Raw genomic sequence first — 17327 nt, 5'->3', positions numbered from 1 at the left:
AAACAGTTTTATAGGAACCCCCAGCGGAAGCCAGTATAAAAATCAGCTTGCTTACTATCTGAAGCCACAGCAGTTAGGATGGAGTTTGAGCCAATAAAAAATCCTCCCAATCTAAATCCAATACCGCCAGTTGTTCCTGATACTTCATTGAATGAAACAGGAACATAGGCTTCAAAATAGCCTAGTGAAACTCTTGGAGTTATAGAAAACATATTTTGTGCTGTAATTTGGTCGTTTCCGTTATTGGAATTCATTTTTTGTTGCATGAATAGGGTAAGATTCAATTTGGAAATAATTTTCAAATCGGCATACAAATTAAAAACCGTTGGCAATTTTACTTTAAAATCTTTTTTACTATTTTTAAGATCAACAAAACCACTATTAATCAATACGTTTTCAATGTCTTTAATCCCGTTTACATTATCGAAATCACTAAGATTAAAACCTTTTTCATCAACTTTCAATGTGTAATTTTTAGATACATTATCATCGCCTTTAAAAGTCATGTTTCCCATGTTTTTTATGGCAGCACCAATTTTTAATTTATAGCTCTTATCACCATCTTTTAGTTGATAGTTGATACCTATATCAGTTGCTAATCCATTTAAATTACCAAAAACAGATTGGGTATAATCACTAGTATCAGAAAAACTATTTCCTAAACTTCCTGAATAGGCAATGTTCAAGTAAGCATTGGCATTGGTAAGAATTAAATCCCCATTGTTATCAGTAGTAATGGTTCCATTAAAATCTCCTGTACCGACATTGGCGAAAGACCCAGGGAATAAAAGTTTCAAGGTCACCCCAGCATTTATTATGTTTTTGTCGTTTTCAAATATTTTATGTGCTGCCGAAAATCCTACTTCACCCCAAGAGGTTGAATTTATTCGTTGGTTTGATGTATTGGTAATGGTCACACCATCAGCAGAAGAATTAATAGTACTATTGGTTAATGCGGCACCAAGATTGGTGTCGACATCAACAATATCGGCTTTTATGTGACCTTTAGTGGTAATGGCAAATCCCCATTTTAAAACCTTCATTGCAAATCCAGGACCCATAAATTCGGTATCAATATTAAAATTTACGGGTTTATTACCTTGAAAGATTAAGTTTTCGAGATTGGTGTCACTGGTAATATCTTTAAATCCAATCTTATCATTAGCAACGTTGATGCTTGTTGAAAAAAGTTGCACTTCGAATTTTGATTTTAAATTGGATAATTCTGATGGATTCATTCCAACATTTAGAATTCCCACTCGCTTAGAGGTGGTAATACCTCCAAAGTGATCTTGGGCAGTGGCATTTAAAAATAATAATGTGCAAGAAATTAGAAATAGCTGTTTCATAATTTAAAAGTTTAGTTGGTGTAGCTTTTGGTGTTGAACTAGAACGTAAAACGTAAAGTTACTGTTTTTTTTTAAATAGCGTTCCAAATTGCATCATTTGGTGTAGAAGCAATAATTTCTAGATTTTCTTTAGAAACCGGATGAGTAAAAACCAATTTTCTGGCGTGCAAATGGATACCGCCATCAGGATTGCTTCGGTCAAAGCCATATTTTAAATCTCCTTTTATAGGTGAGCCAATAGCAGCAAGTTGCGCTCTAATTTGGTGATGACGTCCCGTGTGCAGATTAATTTCTAAGGCAAAATAGGAAGTAAGTTCTTTGATGATGGTATAGTCTAAACTAGCTATCTTACTGTCAGGAACTTCTTTTACATGCGCTTTTGAGGTATTGTTTTTTTCGTTGCGTTTAAGGTAATGAACAAGTTGGTCTTGGTTTTTTGCGGGTTTATTTTTAACAATAGCCCAGTAGGTTTTTTGGGTTTCTCTTTTGCTAAACATTTCATTCATTCGGGCTAGTGCCTTACTGGTTCTAGCAAAAACCACGATGCCGCTGGTGGGACGGTCAAGTCTATGAATGACTCCCAGAAACACTTCTCCTGGTTTTTTGTATTTGTCTTTGATGTATTCTTTTACAATGTCACTTAGAGGTTTATCTCCAGTTTTATCGCCTTGAACAATATCGCCCACACGCTTGTTGATTACAATAATATGATTGTCTTCGTGAAGAATTTGGAGATTATTTTTATTAGATAGGATTTTGTCAGACACTGGTTTTTTGTTTACTGAACACTGAATACTAAAAACTAATACTGCTCTTTTTCATTTGGGAAATCAGTAGATTTTACATCTGTAACATACTGACCAATAGCTTTTGTCATATCTTCAAAAAGGTTCATGTAGCGTCTCAGGAATCTAGGACTAAATTCATTATTCATACCCAACATGTCGTGAATAACAAGAACCTGACCATCTACTCCGCCACCAGCACCAATGCCAATCACGGGAATTGAAATACTTTTTGCTACTCTTTCAGCTAAGGCAGCTGGAATTTTTTCGACAACTATGGCAAAACAACCTAATTTTTCAAGCATTATGGCGTCAGTCATTAATTTTTCAGCTTCTTCATCCTCTTTGGCTCGAACGGTGTAGGTTCCAAATTTGTATATGGATTGTGGTGTTAGTCCCAAGTGTCCCATGACTGGAATTCCAGCGTTTAATATCTTTTTGATGGAATCCTTAATTTCTTTCCCCCCTTCTAATTTTACAGCATGGCCACCGCTTTCTTTCATAATTCTAATGGCAGAACGTAAAGCCTCTCTAGCATCAGATTGATAGCTTCCAAAAGGCAAATCCACTACAACCAATGCCCGTTCTATTCCTCGCACCACACCTGAAGCATGGTAAATCATTTGATCGAGAGTAATAGGCAAAGTGGTCTCGTGTCCCGCCATCACATTAGAAGCAGAATCACCAACAAGGATGACATCTACTCCAGCAGTATCTACAATTTTTGCCATTGTGTAGTCATAGGCTGTAAGCATAGAGATTTTTTCTCCAGCGGCTTTCATTTCTATCAATGACTTGGTAGTAATTCTTTTGTAATCTTTTTTGGATACTGACATTTTTTACAATTTGATTTGGTAAAAGTAAGAAAATAGTATTTGTCTTGATATACTATTTGTTGGATAATGTTTTTGTGGTGAACTATTTTAGTTTATTTTGATGTAAAATTAGCACAAGCAATATCTTGACAATGGATTAATTGAAGGATATAATTTAACAATCCGACATATTCACCGCGACAGCCAGTCCTCCTTCGGATGTTTCCTTGTATTTGGAATTCATATCTCTAGCCGTTTGCCACATGGTATTGACTACTTCGTCAAGGCTAACTTTGGCATTTTTGGCATCCGATTCAACAGCGAGCTCAGCTGCATGTATGGCTTTGATGGCTCCCATGGTATTTCGTTCGATACAAGGAATTTGAACCAAACCACCTATAGGGTCACAGGTTAATCCTAAATGGTGCTCCATAGCGATTTCGGCTGCCATCAATACTTGGTCAGGGCTTCCGCCCATTAGTTCGCATAATGCTCCAGCAGCCATAGCACTGGAAACGCCAATTTCTGCCTGACAACCACCCATTGCCGCTGAAATGGTGGAGCCTTTTTTGAAAATACTGCCAATTTCTCCCGCCACCATCAAAAACTGCTTGATTTCTTTTTCGCCCGATTGATGATTTTCAATCACTAGATAATACATTAAAACGGCTGGAATTACACCTGCACTGCCATTTGTTGGAGCGGTAACCACCCGACCTAAGGAGGCATTCACTTCATTTACAGCCAGTGCAAAACAAGACACCCATTTTAAAATTTGCCGAAATTTAACTTCAGTTTTTCTAATTTGCTGTAACCATTCTTGTGGTGTTTTATAATGGGACAAACCAATCAATCCCTGATGTAAATCAAAAGCCCTTCTATGAACGTTCAATCCTCCAGGTAGAATTCCTTCTGTGTGACATCCTATGTACATACATTCCAGCATAGTCTCCCAAATGCGCATCAGTTCGTTATGAATTTCAACTTCGGAACGCATCGATTTTTCATTCTCATATACGATTTCTGAAATGGATTTCTGTTCTTGTCGGGTGTAGTTTAATAGTTCTTCTCCATTTTGAATTGGGAAGGGGAAGGCACATTTTAATTCTAGTTTCTTCTTGGCATTCACTCGTTCTTCTTTGACAACAAATCCACCACCAATGGAATAATAAGTTGCGGAGTACGCTGTTGTATCAGCTAAAAAAGCGGTAAAAGTCAACGCATTTGCATGAAAAGGAAGAAAGTTCTTGTTGAAAATAATATCTTCTGAAAAATGAAAAGGAATACAACGTTCCTCTCCCAAATAAATTTCATTTTTCTCTTTGATGGATTGAATGATTCCATTAATATTTTGAACAGGGATGGTTTCAGGATCTTGTCCGCTCAGTCCCAGCATTATGGCTAAATCAGTAGCATGACCTTTTCCTGTTAATGATAACGAACCGTATAAATCGATTTGAATTCGATCGGTCTGTGCAATTATCTTCTGATTTCGCAATTCCGATAGAAAACGCTCCGCAGCACGCCATGGTCCTAAGGTATGTGAACTCGATGGTCCGACACCTATTTTTAGCATATCAAAAACGGAGATACATTCTTCCATGGTGTTATTGTTTTACACAAATATAATCATTAACCCGTTGGGTGTAATTATTAAAAACGTCAATTCGAGTATTTTTTGTGCAGTCCCGACGCTTCGGGACGGAACAAAAAATGCCTGTCTGCCACAGGCAGGTATCGAGAATCGTTTTTAATGAAATTTTTCTTGTTTTCGATACGATTTTTTATCAAAAATCACTCGAACTGACGAAAAATTTTCATCAAAAACTAATTATACCCAACGGGTAATCATTACAATGTTTTTGTAGTTACATCAATTCTTCTATATGCTTTTTGATATTTTCTGATATTTTTTGGGTAGGCAAATCATTGGCATCTCCTCCAAAAGGGTCTTCAATTTCTTCGGCAATAAGCTCTAAACTGGCCAAAACATAAAAGATAAAAACGACAACTGGCGCTGTGTAATACCCCAAACTAAAGGAATATCCGAAAGGCAAGGTCATCACATAAAAGAAAATAAATTTCTTGATAAAAGCACTGTAGGAGTAGGGAATAGGGGTGTTTTTTATGCGTTCACAAGCACCACAAATATCTGTAAACGATTGAATCTCGGTGTTCAAAATAATCAATTGGTCACCCGATATTTTTTGGGTTTCATACAAATCATTTACTTTTTGAAACATCTTTTTGGCTACTTGATTGGGCTGATGCAAATGATGATTAATTTCTAAATCGACATCATCAAATAATTGCAAACTCGTTTCATCATTACTTAAGTGCTGATGCAAGACTGCTGCATAAGTGGGAATTATCTTTTTGAAATATTGTCTCTCTTTTTCATCTTTTATGATTACCGCAAGCTTCAAAGCAAAATTTCGACTGTTATTAACTAATGCGCCCCACATTTTTCTTCCTTCCCACCAGCGATCGTATGCCGTATTGGTTCTAAAAACAAGTAATAATGAAATAACAAATCCTAACATGCCATGCATGATAGTAATGTTTTTGATATAGCTTTTTTCGGTTAGCTGCCAATATTCTACTTCCATGTAGCCAACAATTCCTGAATAAATCCCAATGGCTATCATTATTGGAAATAACGTTCTAAACGTATCGGCTTTATGAAACCGAAAAATAAAGGTGAACCAATCTTTGGTGTTGTAGGATATCATTTTGTAATAATTTTAGCTAATATAATTCCAAATCGTTTTCTTTTTAGACAATTCCATAAAAGCAACTCTTAAAGCAGCGTGTTCTGGTTTTTGCATTGGGGCGTCGTCTTTTAATAGTTTTACAGCATGATGTCTGGCTAAGAGTAAGATGTCCTTGTCACGAACAATGTCGGCAATTTTTAGACTAAGTACACCGCTTTGTTGGGTTCCCATTATGTCGCCAGGACCACGCAATTTCAAATCTACTTCGGCAATTTCGAAACCATCATTGGTGCGACACATGGTCTCTATTCGGGTTTTGGTATCACTAGATAGTTTGTGCGAGGTCATTAGTATACAATAACTTTGTTCAGCACCACGACCCACACGACCACGTAATTGATGCAGTTGTGACAAGCCAAAACGCTCTGCGCTTTCAATAATCATTACACTAGCATTGGGAATATTAACGCCCACTTCAATCACGGTTGTCGCTACCATAATATTGGTTTTTCCCTCGGCAAAGCGTTTCATTTCTGCATCTTTATCGGCGGGTTTCATTTTGCCATGAACGATAGAAATAGCGTATTGAGGCAAGGGAAAATCTCTAGAAATACTCTCATAACCGTCCATCAAGTCTTTGAAATCCATTTTTTCCGATTCTTGAATCAATGGATACACAATATAAATTTGTCTGCCTTTTGCAATTTCATCTCGAATGAATTTCCATACTTTCAATCGGTTACTGTCAAAGCGATGTACGGTTTGAATCGGCTTTCGTCCCGGTGGTAATTCATCAATTACCGAAATATCCAAATCGCCGTACAAACTCATGGCTAACGTTCGTGGGATAGGAGTAGCAGTCATGACTAAAACATGAGGAGGAATAGTAGCCCCTCCAACCTCCCCAGAGGGGAGGCTGCTTCCCTTTTTCCATAATTTAGAGCGCTGTTCTACACCAAATCGGTGCTGCTCGTCTATAATAGCAAGTCCTAAATTCTGAAATTGTACTTTATCTTCCAACAAGGCGTGCGTACCAATAAGGATATTCAAACTGCCATTTTCGAGTTCTTCGTGAATATTTTTTTTCTCGGTGGTTTTGGTAGAACCCGTTAGTATTTTAATGTTGATATTTAAATTTTTTACCAATTCGGACAAACCAATAAAATGTTGATTGGCCAGAATTTCTGTGGGAGCCATCAAGCAGGATTGAAAGCCATTGTCCAGAGCCAAAAGCATGCTCATAAAAGCGACAATCGTTTTTCCAGAACCTACATCGCCTTGCAATAAACGATTCATTTGTGCGGGATTGCCCATGTCATTTCGGATTTCTTTGAGCACGCGCTTTTGAGCATTGGTTAAACCAAAAGGCAAATGGTTTTGAAAGAAATCATTAAAATACTCGCCTACATGTGTAAAAGGATGTCCTTTTATTTTTTGTTTTCGGATGAGGTTTTTGGTAATCAATTGCAATTGAATAAAGAATAGTTCTTCAAATTTCAATCGGAATTGGGCTTTGGCTAAAGCCTCTGCGTTGGTAGGAAAATGAATGTTGAATACTGCAGTTTTTTTTGGAATTAATTTTAATTCGTTTAGTAAATACTCAGGAAGTGTTTCTGTGAATAGACCTTGCGTTTCTAGAAACAATTGCTGCATTAATTTGTTAATCACTCTATTAGATATCCCTCTATTGGTTAGCGTTTCGGTTGATGGATAAACGGGTTGCATGGCAGAGCGTAAGTTTTGCTCGTGTTCTTTCAACAGTTCTATTTCGGGATGTGCCATGTTGAAAATGCCATTGAACGAAGTACATTTCCCGAAAATTACTATAGGCACATTGAGTTGCAAACTTTCCCGAATCCATTTATGCCCTTGAAACCATACCAATTCCATTTGACCCGTTTCATCTGTGAAAGTGGCTACAAGCCGTTTGCCTCGTTTTTGTTCCACCGTTTTAATGTGGATAATTTTACCAATGAGTTGCACTTCGGCAGCATTATTTTGGAGCTCATTTACTTTGTAATATCGAGTTCTGTCAATGTAGCGATAAGGGTACAAATTGATTAAATCTTCATATTTGTGAATCCCCAATTCCTTTCGCAGCAATTCGCCCCGACTGGGACCAACGCCTTTCAGGTATTCGATGGGAGTTTGAAGAAGATTATTCGACATCTTAGATTTTTGGACTGCTTAGAAATTTATAATTTAGGGACTTCATAAATCTTTCAATTTTAAATCTTACAATCTTTAAATTAATTGATAGCGAAGATAGTTTTTTGTTTGGAAATTTGGAAATGAGAGGAAGGAGAATATACCATTGATGTGTATTGATAGATCTAATCAAAGCCACTATTAAACGCCTTAAACCATTAAGAGATTTAAGGAAGTTAGGACAAAAAGAGCTTTCGAGAATAAGTGGCGAAGCCAACTTAACTTTCTTAATGATTCAAAAAGTCAATTTAGTTTATCACCGCATTTATTTTTTCCCAAAGCGCACTGTCAAAGCCTGATACTGCAAAATTTGGATTGGCTGGGTCAGAGGCATCACCCATTCGTACAACAACCATTTTTTTGCTTGGAATCACATAAATACGTTGGTCTTTTGCTCCCATAGCTGCAAACATACCAGCAGGAGCATTGGGTATTAATGAACCCGGAAAAACCGTTTGTTCACCCGGAATCATGTATTTTGTTTTTCCGTTGAGCCACCACAGGTAGCCGTAGGAAGGATTGATACTTTGTGAAGTGGTTGTACTTTCATTAAAAAAAGTTTCGTTGATAATCTGCTCATTATTCCATTTTCCCTTGTTGAGTGCCAAAAGACCAAATCGTGACATGCTTCGAGTCGTACTGTGATAGATGGTAAAAATGGTACCGAAATTCCAAAATCCGTCCATGCCTATTTTGTTCTTTAGCTTTTCGTTGAAATAGGTTTCAAAAGGTTTTCCGCTTGCGCTGGCAACTACATCAGTCAATTTCTGAAAAACATTGCTGTAAGCCCATCGTGTACCTGCATCAGCGACATAAGTAAGATTCGGTTTAATGACCAATTGTTTGGTATCATCCATTCCGGAGGTCATGGTCAATAGGTTTCTTACAGTGATTAAGTTTTCCTTTGCCAAGGGCATATTTGTCCATGCTGTTCCCAAATAATCGGAAGCTTTGTTGTTGATAGTCAATAAGTCGTCTTCTTGCGCTATACCAGTTGTAGTAGCTACCAATGTTTTACCCGCACTGTTCCATTCCCAGCTGTCAGTTGCGGTATGACCATTGAAGTATTCTTCCATAACAATTCGTCCGTTGACCAGTATCATGAAGGATTTACTGTGTTTATCAGTAAGAAATTTTTTCAAGTCTTGTATTGCACTTTCATTCCAACCCAGACTGCTGATTGATTTCGTTTCCCATGTAGAAGTGGTAGTTGGAGGAAAATACATCGCTTCTGTTGGAGTGGTTTGGTCAGTAGAGTCGTTGTTGCTGCAACTTGAAATTGTGAGTGATAGCAGAATAAAATAGGCAAAAGACTTTATCATCGTTTTTCGGTTTTAATTTGCTAGTAGGACAGTATTTTTGCTAAAAGGTTTAAAAACAGTTTAATTTAACACCTAGGGTGAAATTAATTTTCAACCACATAGGCACATAGAAGTAGCTTGTATTTAATAGAGTTGGATAGGCATTTTACTTTTTACATAGCCAATCTATATGAAAAATAGTATTATTTCTATCTACTCTTTAACGATTAATCGTAAATCTATGCATCTATGTGGTTCCTTTTTTTATTTAATTTGAATTTCCCCCAACGGATTAATTCACTTTATCAGGGTTCAATTTGTGATAGTAAATGTAAGAAACCGCCAATATTGCAAACACTACCAAGGGGAAGAATGTTTGTCCGTTAATGCCATCTACAGCGCCGTGGCTGATGGTGGCAAAAATAAAGTCGAAGGCAAAACCAGCATAAGCCCATTCTTTGACACGTTTAGGAATTTGAGGAATGATTAATGCCAAAACACCCAACACTTTAAACACCACCAAGGCATTCCCAAAATACTCTGGATATCCTAGATGTTTAATCCCTTCTTTGGCCATTTCAGATTGAAAAGTTAGTGCAGGCATTAGACCTTCAAATAAAGCGATGATAGTGGTTGCTGTCCAAAATAGTATTTTTTCTTTTTTCATTTTTATGGGTTTTTAGTGGTTAGTTGTTTGTTGATATGTTAGTGTAAAGCAAAACGAAAATACAAAAAAAGTTATATTTTACAGAAATTGAAATAGGATTTGCGAATGCTAAAAAGGGAAATAAAAAGTAACCGACAGCATATTTGAAATAAACAACAAGACCAAGCTAAACATTTGTCCGTATCTTTCATTTAATTGACCGCGGTCATTTTATGAATTCGTCAAGACTAGTGTTGAATTAGCTGCTTTTGAAGGTAGATTTTTAGGCAAGCCGAACTGTTGGGTTCTTGATTGTTTGATTTACTTTGTGGGCACGGATTACAAATCCGCGCTATCTGTTTTTTCTTAAATATTACAATATGATACTGTAGAACTAATAATCAATCATAATCTGTTTAGCAATGGAACCTTTTTCGGCTTCTATGAAAATGTAATATTTGCCCCTAGTCATACTTCCCAAATTCAGTGTATTAGTTTCAGAGTTACTATTAAAACCAGTCGAATGTATTAATTTACCCGAAGTATCATAAACAGTTACTTTTTTAAGAATTATATTATCAATATGCACTTTTCCTTTAGATGGATTTGGATAAATCGACATTCTCCCAAAATCAGTCTTGTTGATGTCCAGAGCAATGCAATCATTCGAATAATTGACAGAGGCATCTTTATATGTTGACCAATGGAGATCTGCAAAACTTTTATTGTCAACTTGAATACAAGTTAGAGATGGATTGTTTTTGAAATTCATATAGAAAGTGCTCATAGCAGTATTTGTTCCATTTTTTATATTCAGATTTGTCAGATTATTAGAATCACAAAGTAGGGCATTAAGTTTTACATTTTTAGAAACATCAAGACTTACCAAATTATTATTATTGCAAAAAAGAGTATTTAACGAAGTCAAATCACTTACATTAAGTGTAGTAATCTGGTTATCATTACAATGCAGCGTCCTTAAAGCAGTTAGTCCGCTTGGATTTAAACTTGCTAACTGGTTATAACTACAACTAAAAGATTGTAATTTTTTTAATCCACTCAAATCTAAATTTAGTAGTTGATTATTGCTACAACCCAAAACTTCCAAATTCAACAAGCCATTAAGATTTAAACTTTGAAGTTTATTCCAACCACAAGCAACCCAGTTCAACGAAGTCAAACCGTTTAGATTTAAATTTGTAAGTTGGTTTTCAGCACAACTTAGACTTGATAAACTAGTCATGCCACTTAGGTCTAGACTTGTTAGTTCGTTCTGATAACATTCTAAAACGGTTAAAGAAGTAAATGATTTTATTCCTGTTAAATCAGTTATATATTTTTTGCTCACATTTAAATTTGTTATTTTACTAATAGCAGTTGTCAGTACTTGGTGGTCTCCGTTTATATTATCTATCCCAAGTGACACTAAAGCTGCTTCAAAAGCAGGATCAGGTATCGCTGTGAATTGTGCTTTTGCGCTATTCATACTTATAAAAGAGTAAGTAATAAATAGAATTACTACTTTCCATTTGATACTTTTTGTGAGTCTTACAGTCTTTTTACTATTATGCATAATTTTTATGAATTTAGTTTTGAATTGATTAAGTTCAGTTGTTGTATTGTATTTTAGCTTCTTTAGCTGGATTTCTTAAAAATGAATTATAAAGATAAATAAAATTTCAACGAAATGATTTAAAGACAGACCATTATTTCCAATATATACTATTTTTTTCAATCCCTTCAATTTTATTGTTGGTGTGAATCCTTATATTTGGGTACGAAAACAACTCACTATGACAACCCATCTTGCACTGCTGCGCGGCATCAATGTTTCTGGTCACAATACCCTCAAAATGGAGGCACTCAAAACTACTCTTGAGGGCTTGGGCTTTCAAAATGTGCAGACCTACATCCAGTCAGGCAACGTTTTTGTAGATACTCCAGAAGAGCAGTCTGCCAAAGTGGGCTTTCTCATCAAGCAGGAAATTTTCAGGGTTTTTGGTCATGAAGTGCCCGTTGTCGTCATTGGCAAACCCGACTTAGAAGCTTGTTTCCAAAACAATCCTTTTTTGAAAGTGGCTGAAGTCGATACCAAGAAATTGTATGTGGCTTTTATCTCGACCAGCCTGCGAAGCGAGAGCATCAACGATTTAAAGATGAGTCAGGTTAAACCCGATGAAGCCCATATTGATGGAAGTAGAATTTACATCAAATATGCAGTTGGAGCAGGAAAAACGCGATTGGAACAAAAATATATTGAGAAGAAATTGAACGTCACCGCTACCATCCGCAACTGGAATACGGTCACGCAGCTCTTAAAAATGTACCACGAACGATAGGCTTCTACTACCAAAAATGCTAAAGATTTATTAATTAAGCATCAAATGCAACGCTAGTATTTTAAAAATCATAAATTTACTAGAACAAAACCTAACTTTTTTACGATGAAATCGAAACTTACTCTCATATTCAGCATCTTGTTCGTAGCCTTGACTTGGGCTCAAAGTGGCACACCAACAGATTATCTCACCAATCAATTTCATAAGGAAAGAAGAGAAGCCTTGCGCAAAAAGATGCCTAAAAACAGTGTGGCTGTATTTTTCGCCAATCCCATTCGCAACAGAGCCAATGATGTGGATTATGTGTACCATCAAGACCCTAATTTTTATTATCTGACAGGTTATCCTGAGCCTAATAGCGTATTGCTTATTTTCTCGGATAATCAAACCAACAAGGAGGGCAAGACCTATAACGAACTGCTGTATGTACAAGAAAAAAATCCTAAAAAAGAACTGTGGACAGGCATTCGCCTTGGCGTTGAAGGTGCTAAAAACAAGTTGGGATTTGAGAATTCTTTGAACGGAAAAGAGTTCTTAAAATCGGGTATCGATTTTTATAGTTTTGATTCGGTTCTCTTCACCGATTTTGAAGAGGATGTTCGAAATGAAAAAAGAGAAGAGGCTGATTTGTTCAAATTGATTGGCTCATTTAAAAGTCAAATAGGTTATGATGTTGCTACTGGAGCTACTAATGATTCCAATTTTCAAAATGAAAACAAACTAAAAAGTCTAATACCAAAAAGAGCGAATATCAATGTATCGGCTTTAGAAACCTACATGGCGAGTTTACGCGAGATTAAGTCTAAGGAAGAACTGGTTTTGCTAACCAAAGCCATTCGCATTTCGGCAGTAGGACAAATCGAAACCATGAAAGCCATGCATCCTGGTATGTCTGAGGCAGAAATACAAGGGGTTCATGAATTTATCTATAAAAAATACGGTAGTGAATACGAAGGCTATCCTTCGATAGTAGGAGGCGGAAACAACGGCTGTGTGTTGCATTATGTAGAAAACAGTAAAACTAAAGTCGATAATGAATTGGTGCTGATGGATTTGGGCGCTGAATATCATGGCTACACTGCCGATGTTACGCGAACCATTCCTGCCAATGGCAAATTTTCAGAGGAGCAGAAATTGATTTATGATTTGGTATATGAAGCTCAAGAGGCAGGTATTGCAGAGGTGCAAATAGGAAAGAGTTTTGCCGCTCCCGATCAAGCTGCGCGAAAAATCATTAGTAATGGTTTGCTAAAACTGGGAATCATCAACAAGCTGGAAGATGCAAGAATTTATTTTCCGCACGGGACTTCTCATCATATTGGCTTAGATGTTCACGACCCTGGTGCTTACAATACCTTTGAAGAAAATATGGTACTTACTGTGGAGCCAGGAATTTATATTCCGATAGGGAGCAATTGTGATAAAAAATGGTGGGGAATTGCCGTGCGAATTGAAGATGATATTCTGGTAACGACGAAAGGCCCTATTAATTTATCAGCCGAGGCACCAAGAAAATCGGATGCAATAGAAGCCTTAATGAAGGAGAAAAGTGTTTTGGATGCCTTTAGTTTACCCAAATTAGATTAAGACAAAAAATGAAGTTCCTGCTCCTTTTAGTTTCGGTTTTTACTTTTGCCCAACAAACGAAAGTAGTTGATTTTAAGACTATTCACGCTAGTTTAGAAATCAATCCCATAAAACGCAATGTAGTAGGGAAGTGTAATTACACTTTTGAAGTACTACAAAAAACCGACACTATCAGTATTGATGCTCAAAAGATGCAGTTTTCGAATGTGAAAATCAATGGTGCTGCCGTAAAATTCATAGCTAACAAAAAACAATTGCTACTTTTTAAGGGTTTTAAAAAGGGGAATAACACCCTCACTTTTGATTATGAAGCCTTTCCCACACAAGCCATGTACTTCGTGAATTGGGATTTTACCAAAGCCACTACGACCCCAGAAGAAGTGAATGGGCAAATATGGACTCAAGGACAAGGACGTTATACTAGTAATTGGCTGCCCAGTTTTGACGATGTAAATGAGAAAGTGATTTTTGGCTTAGAAATTACTTTTCAAAAGAGTTTTCAGGTTGTCTCTAATGGGGTTTTAGTAAATACAACACCAAATGGTGATAATCTCACTTGGAGTTATCAAATGGATAAACCTATGAGTAGCTATTTGTTGATGGTAGGCATTGGTCATTTTAACAGCGAAAAATCAACGGCAAGTTCTGGAGTTCCTTTAGAGTATTATTATGAAAAAGAGGACAGCAGCAGAATTGAACCCACGTACCGCTATAGCAAAAAGACATTTGATTTTTTAGAAAAGAAGATTGGTTTTACTTATCCTTGGCAAATCTACCGACAAATTCCTGTTCGGGATTTTTTGTATGCCGGCATGGAAAATACTACTACGACACTTTTCTCTAGAGATTTTGTAGTGGATAGTATTGGTTATAACGATAGGAATTATCTCAATATTAATGCGCATGAATTGGCACACCATTGGTTTGGAAATGTGGTCACTGCTCAATCTGGAAAAGATCATTGGCTACAAGAAGGCTTTGCTAGCTATTATGCACTATTAGCTGAAAAAGAGGTATTCGGCGAAGACTATTTTTACAATCGATTGTATGAAATGGCAATGCAAATTAAACAGGCTTCCAAAAAAGATTCTATTCCAGTTCTAAACGAAAAAGCCAGTTCGTTGTCATTCTATCAAAAAGGGGCATGGGCGCTACACGTTGTACATGAAGCTATAGGTGATGCGACTTTTGACTTGGCGATTAAAAACTATCTTGAAACCTTTGCCTATAAGACTGTTACTACCGATGATTTTTTAGAACAAATTGCTTTAGTTTCTAATTTTGATGTGAAGTCGTTTCGTCAAGTTTGGTTGGAACAAACCGCATTTCCAGAAGAGGAAGTTATGGCTTTACTTCAAAAAAGTGAGTACTTAAAGCAGTACCTCAAGTTGAGGTCAAACCCTTTAGATATTGAGAAAGATAGAGAAGAGATTTTAAAAATTATGAAGAGCGAGGTTTATTATCCCATTAAGGAATTGCTGGTCTATCAATCGGCATCAAAGCCATTTGAAACGAAAGAATTTCTTCTTAGAGCTGCTCTACAAACCAATGATGTAAAAGTGAGACAAGCTGTGGCTTCGAGCATGACAAGTATTCCAGAAACCTTTCGTGAGCAGTATGAAACCTTGCTGAATGATAAGTCCTATGAAACACAAGAGATAGCTTTATTTAATTTGTGGAAGCAATTTCCTCAACATCAAAAAAGATATCTTGACTTGGCTAAAAACTGGATAGGATTTGAAAATAAAAATTTGAGATTGTTGTACCTATCGCTTTCTTTTATAACGGCCCAAGATACAAAAGAAAAAAATAAAGCATATTCGGAATTGCTGAGTTACACAGGAACCAATAACGATTCTAATCTACAGCAGAACGCTTTGGAGCGCTTAATGAATTTAAAAATATATAATGAAGCGGTTTTCAAAAGTCTAGCTTATGGCACAGGAAATCACCGTTGGCAATTTGTCAAGTTTTCAAAAGATACTATTAGAAAGCTAATTAAAGAACCACAATACCGAGAGATTTTTGTTAAGATTTTGGACGATTTACCCATTCGAGAAAAAACACAATTACAGAGATTGTTGGATGAAAATAGTAAATTATGAGAGCATTAGTCATTTCAGGTGGAGGAAGTAAGGGCGCTTTTGCTGGAGGCGTTGCCCAATATTTGCTTCAAGAAAAAAAATACCAATACGATTTACTTCTGGGAACTTCAACAGGAAGTTTGTTAATTCCTCATCTAGCTTTAGGTAAAATTGACAAGATTCATAGTATTTATACTAATGTCAATATGGATAAGATTTTTGATGTGAATCCTTTTGTTGTAAGGCATAAAGATGGATTAGATACGGTATCCATTAATCATTTTCATGTTATTATGCAATTTTTGAGAGGAAGAAGAACTTTTGGTGAAAGCCATAGATTGAGGGACTATATTAGAAAAAATTTTACGCGCTCAGAATTCAATACGCTCAAAGCTTCCAAAACTAATATTGTAGTTACCGTTACCAATCTTTCTAAAAACGAAGTCGAGTACAAGTGCATTCGCGATTTTGATTACGATGAATTTTGCGATTGGATTTGGATTTCGTGTAACTATATTCCGTTCATGAGTTTAGTCAACAAAAACGAATGTGATTATGGTGATGGTGGATTTTCGAGTCTGGTTCCTATCCGTGAAGCCATCAACCGCGGAGCGACAGAAATTGATGTTATCATCTTAGAGACAGAAACTCAAATTTCGAAGCGACCCATAGGTAAAAATCCATTTTCGTTGATGGTGGACTTATTTCAAACCTTATTGATTCAGGTGGAAAAACACGACATTACCATTGGCAAATTAGCAGCAAAGAATAAAGATGCCAAACTCAATTTGTATTATACCCCAATAAAATTAACTGACAATGCTTTGGTTTTTAATAAAAAGCACATGAAAGAATGGTGGGACAACGGATATCAATATGCTCAAAACAAAAGTGAGTTGATGAGTGATAGTAAGGAATTATAAAAATTCTTTCACCTCATTTTTCAAGAAACTCAAAGCTGCACTACTAGGCGTTGCTTTCTCCATCAAATCACTCAAAATTACCTCGCGCAATTTATCGGCGCTGTCAACTCTTTCACTCATGTTGGCTTTTCGAATCATTTGAATGGTGGCATTTTTTGCAGTAACAATAATCGTCCAACATTCGTCAGACATATAGATTTGTTGACTCAAATTGTGCTCAAACTCTTGTTCAATTTGTGCAATGACATAATTCTCATAATCATTTTTATCAGAAGAAAAAGGAGTTAAGCGAATGAGTAACTTGGTAGGGTTGATGCGTTCCAAAAATAAAACCATGCGTTCAAAAGCTTGCAATCGCAATGGTAGTGCATCTTTTTGAGCTTCCTTATTCAACAGATAACGTCTTCTTCCTTCTTCGTTTTTAGTGTGTAAATCAAAAAAATAATAGGCTACAGTTCCAGTAATTAAAGCAGGCAAAGTGTAAGCAAGTATTTCTAACAATTTTGAAGCATCCATAAATTTTTATTTTTAAACGAAAGCAAAAATAGAATATTACACTTGGAACTAAAACGGAAA

14 protein-coding genes are annotated in these 17327 nt (G+C 36.3%); 4 read left to right on the top strand and 10 right to left on the bottom strand.

Annotated elements, in window-relative coordinates; genetic code table 11:
• Positions 1 to 8: 8 nt before the first annotated feature.
• The 9 genes from AC23L6_RS05625 to AC23L6_RS05585 form a co-directional block, all read right to left on the bottom strand.
• Positions 9 to 1349, bottom strand: a complete 1341-nt coding sequence (locus AC23L6_RS05625) for a DUF5723 family protein (RefSeq protein WP_487560997.1) — start codon at positions 1347 to 1349, stop codon at positions 9 to 11.
• Between the two features lie 71 nt (positions 1350 to 1420).
• Positions 1421 to 2116, bottom strand: coding sequence for an RluA family pseudouridine synthase (locus AC23L6_RS05620; protein WP_487560998.1), 696 nt, complete (start codon positions 2114 to 2116; stop codon positions 1421 to 1423).
• 35 nt (positions 2117 to 2151) lie between these two features.
• The gene (panB, locus tag AC23L6_RS05615; RefSeq protein ID WP_487560999.1) at positions 2152 to 2970 is read right to left on the bottom strand and encodes a 3-methyl-2-oxobutanoate hydroxymethyltransferase; all 819 of its coding nucleotides are present in this window, start codon (positions 2968 to 2970) and stop codon (positions 2152 to 2154) included.
• A 154-nt stretch (positions 2971 to 3124) separates the two neighbouring features.
• Positions 3125 to 4552, bottom strand: a complete 1428-nt coding sequence (locus tag AC23L6_RS05610) for an L-serine ammonia-lyase (RefSeq protein ID WP_487561000.1) — start codon at positions 4550 to 4552, stop codon at positions 3125 to 3127.
• Between the two features lie 265 nt (positions 4553 to 4817).
• Positions 4818 to 5681 carry a bestrophin family protein gene (locus AC23L6_RS05605; RefSeq protein ID WP_487561001.1) on the bottom strand — a complete coding sequence of 288 codons (864 nt, stop codon included), beginning with the start codon at positions 5679 to 5681 and terminating at the stop codon, positions 4818 to 4820.
• A 12-nt stretch (positions 5682 to 5693) separates the two neighbouring features.
• Complete coding sequence (gene recG / locus AC23L6_RS05600; protein ID WP_487561002.1) at positions 5694 to 7832, bottom strand: ATP-dependent DNA helicase RecG; 2139 nt, start codon at positions 7830 to 7832, stop codon at positions 5694 to 5696.
• A 287-nt stretch (positions 7833 to 8119) separates the two neighbouring features.
• A complete protein-coding gene (locus AC23L6_RS05595; protein WP_487561003.1) occupies positions 8120 to 9193 on the bottom strand; it encodes a serine hydrolase domain-containing protein in 1074 nt (357 codons plus the stop codon).
• Between the two features lie 271 nt (positions 9194 to 9464).
• Entirely contained in the window at positions 9465 to 9839 is a 375-nt protein-coding gene (locus tag AC23L6_RS05590; protein WP_487561004.1) for a DoxX family protein, read from the bottom strand.
• A 373-nt stretch (positions 9840 to 10212) separates the two neighbouring features.
• A complete protein-coding gene (locus AC23L6_RS05585; protein WP_487561005.1) occupies positions 10213 to 11391 on the bottom strand; it encodes a T9SS type A sorting domain-containing protein in 1179 nt (392 codons plus the stop codon).
• Between the two features lie 220 nt (positions 11392 to 11611).
• On the opposite strand from AC23L6_RS05585, the gene AC23L6_RS05580 reads away from it, so the two are divergent.
• The 4 genes from AC23L6_RS05580 (at position 11612) to AC23L6_RS05565 (ending at position 16751) form a co-directional block, all read left to right on the top strand.
• Positions 11612 to 12157 (top strand): DUF1697 domain-containing protein, encoded by a 546-nt coding sequence (locus tag AC23L6_RS05580; protein ID WP_487561006.1) that lies wholly within the window; start codon positions 11612 to 11614, stop codon positions 12155 to 12157.
• Between the two features lie 105 nt (positions 12158 to 12262).
• Complete coding sequence (locus AC23L6_RS05575; protein WP_487561007.1) at positions 12263 to 13744, top strand: aminopeptidase P N-terminal domain-containing protein; 1482 nt, start codon at positions 12263 to 12265, stop codon at positions 13742 to 13744.
• Positions 13745 to 13752: 8 nt separating this feature from the next.
• A complete protein-coding gene (locus AC23L6_RS05570; RefSeq protein ID WP_487561008.1) occupies positions 13753 to 15849 on the top strand; it encodes a M1 family metallopeptidase in 2097 nt (698 codons plus the stop codon).
• Positions 15846 to 16751 (top strand): patatin-like phospholipase family protein, encoded by a 906-nt coding sequence (locus tag AC23L6_RS05565; protein WP_487561009.1) that lies wholly within the window; start codon positions 15846 to 15848, stop codon positions 16749 to 16751. Before AC23L6_RS05570 ends, AC23L6_RS05565 begins: the two co-directional genes overlap by 4 nt.
• On the opposite strand, the gene AC23L6_RS05560 is transcribed toward AC23L6_RS05565, so the two are convergent.
• Positions 16746 to 17267 (bottom strand): DUF7935 family protein, encoded by a 522-nt coding sequence (locus tag AC23L6_RS05560; RefSeq protein ID WP_487561010.1) that lies wholly within the window; start codon positions 17265 to 17267, stop codon positions 16746 to 16748. The two genes, AC23L6_RS05565 and AC23L6_RS05560, sit on opposite strands and share 6 nt — an antisense overlap.
• Between the last annotated feature and the right edge of the window lie 60 nt (positions 17268 to 17327).

This window comes from Flavobacterium sp. R1_16 (assembly GCF_057652095.1).
Note: the sequence above shows the minus strand (reverse complement) of the source record. Positions and strands in the feature narration are given on the sequence as shown.

What these genes read in the sequence shown, in the direction of transcription:
- AC23L6_RS05625 (WP_487560997.1), bottom strand. Translation starts at nt 1,349, where the DNA reads ATGAAACAGCTATTTCTAATTTCTTGCACATTATTATTTTTAAATGCC.
- panB (WP_487560999.1), bottom strand. Translation starts at nt 2,970, where the DNA reads ATGTCAGTATCCAAAAAAGATTACAAAAGAATTACTACCAAGTCATTG.
- AC23L6_RS05610 (WP_487561000.1), bottom strand. Translation starts at nt 4,552, where the DNA reads ATGGAAGAATGTATCTCCGTTTTTGATATGCTAAAAATAGGTGTCGGA.
- AC23L6_RS05605 (WP_487561001.1), bottom strand. Translation starts at nt 5,681, where the DNA reads ATGATATCCTACAACACCAAAGATTGGTTCACCTTTATTTTTCGGTTT.
- recG (WP_487561002.1), bottom strand. Translation starts at nt 7,832, where the DNA reads ATGTCGAATAATCTTCTTCAAACTCCCATCGAATACCTGAAAGGCGTT.
- AC23L6_RS05595 (WP_487561003.1), bottom strand. Translation starts at nt 9,193, where the DNA reads ATGATAAAGTCTTTTGCCTATTTTATTCTGCTATCACTCACAATTTCA.
- AC23L6_RS05590 (WP_487561004.1), bottom strand. Translation starts at nt 9,839, where the DNA reads ATGAAAAAAGAAAAAATACTATTTTGGACAGCAACCACTATCATCGCT.
- AC23L6_RS05585 (WP_487561005.1), bottom strand. Translation starts at nt 11,391, where the DNA reads ATGCATAATAGTAAAAAGACTGTAAGACTCACAAAAAGTATCAAATGG.
- AC23L6_RS05580 (WP_487561006.1), top strand. Translation starts at nt 11,612, where the DNA reads ATGACAACCCATCTTGCACTGCTGCGCGGCATCAATGTTTCTGGTCAC.
- AC23L6_RS05575 (WP_487561007.1), top strand. Translation starts at nt 12,263, where the DNA reads ATGAAATCGAAACTTACTCTCATATTCAGCATCTTGTTCGTAGCCTTG.
- AC23L6_RS05570 (WP_487561008.1), top strand. Translation starts at nt 13,753, where the DNA reads ATGAAGTTCCTGCTCCTTTTAGTTTCGGTTTTTACTTTTGCCCAACAA.
- AC23L6_RS05565 (WP_487561009.1), top strand. Translation starts at nt 15,846, where the DNA reads ATGAGAGCATTAGTCATTTCAGGTGGAGGAAGTAAGGGCGCTTTTGCT.
- AC23L6_RS05560 (WP_487561010.1), bottom strand. Translation starts at nt 17,267, where the DNA reads ATGGATGCTTCAAAATTGTTAGAAATACTTGCTTACACTTTGCCTGCT.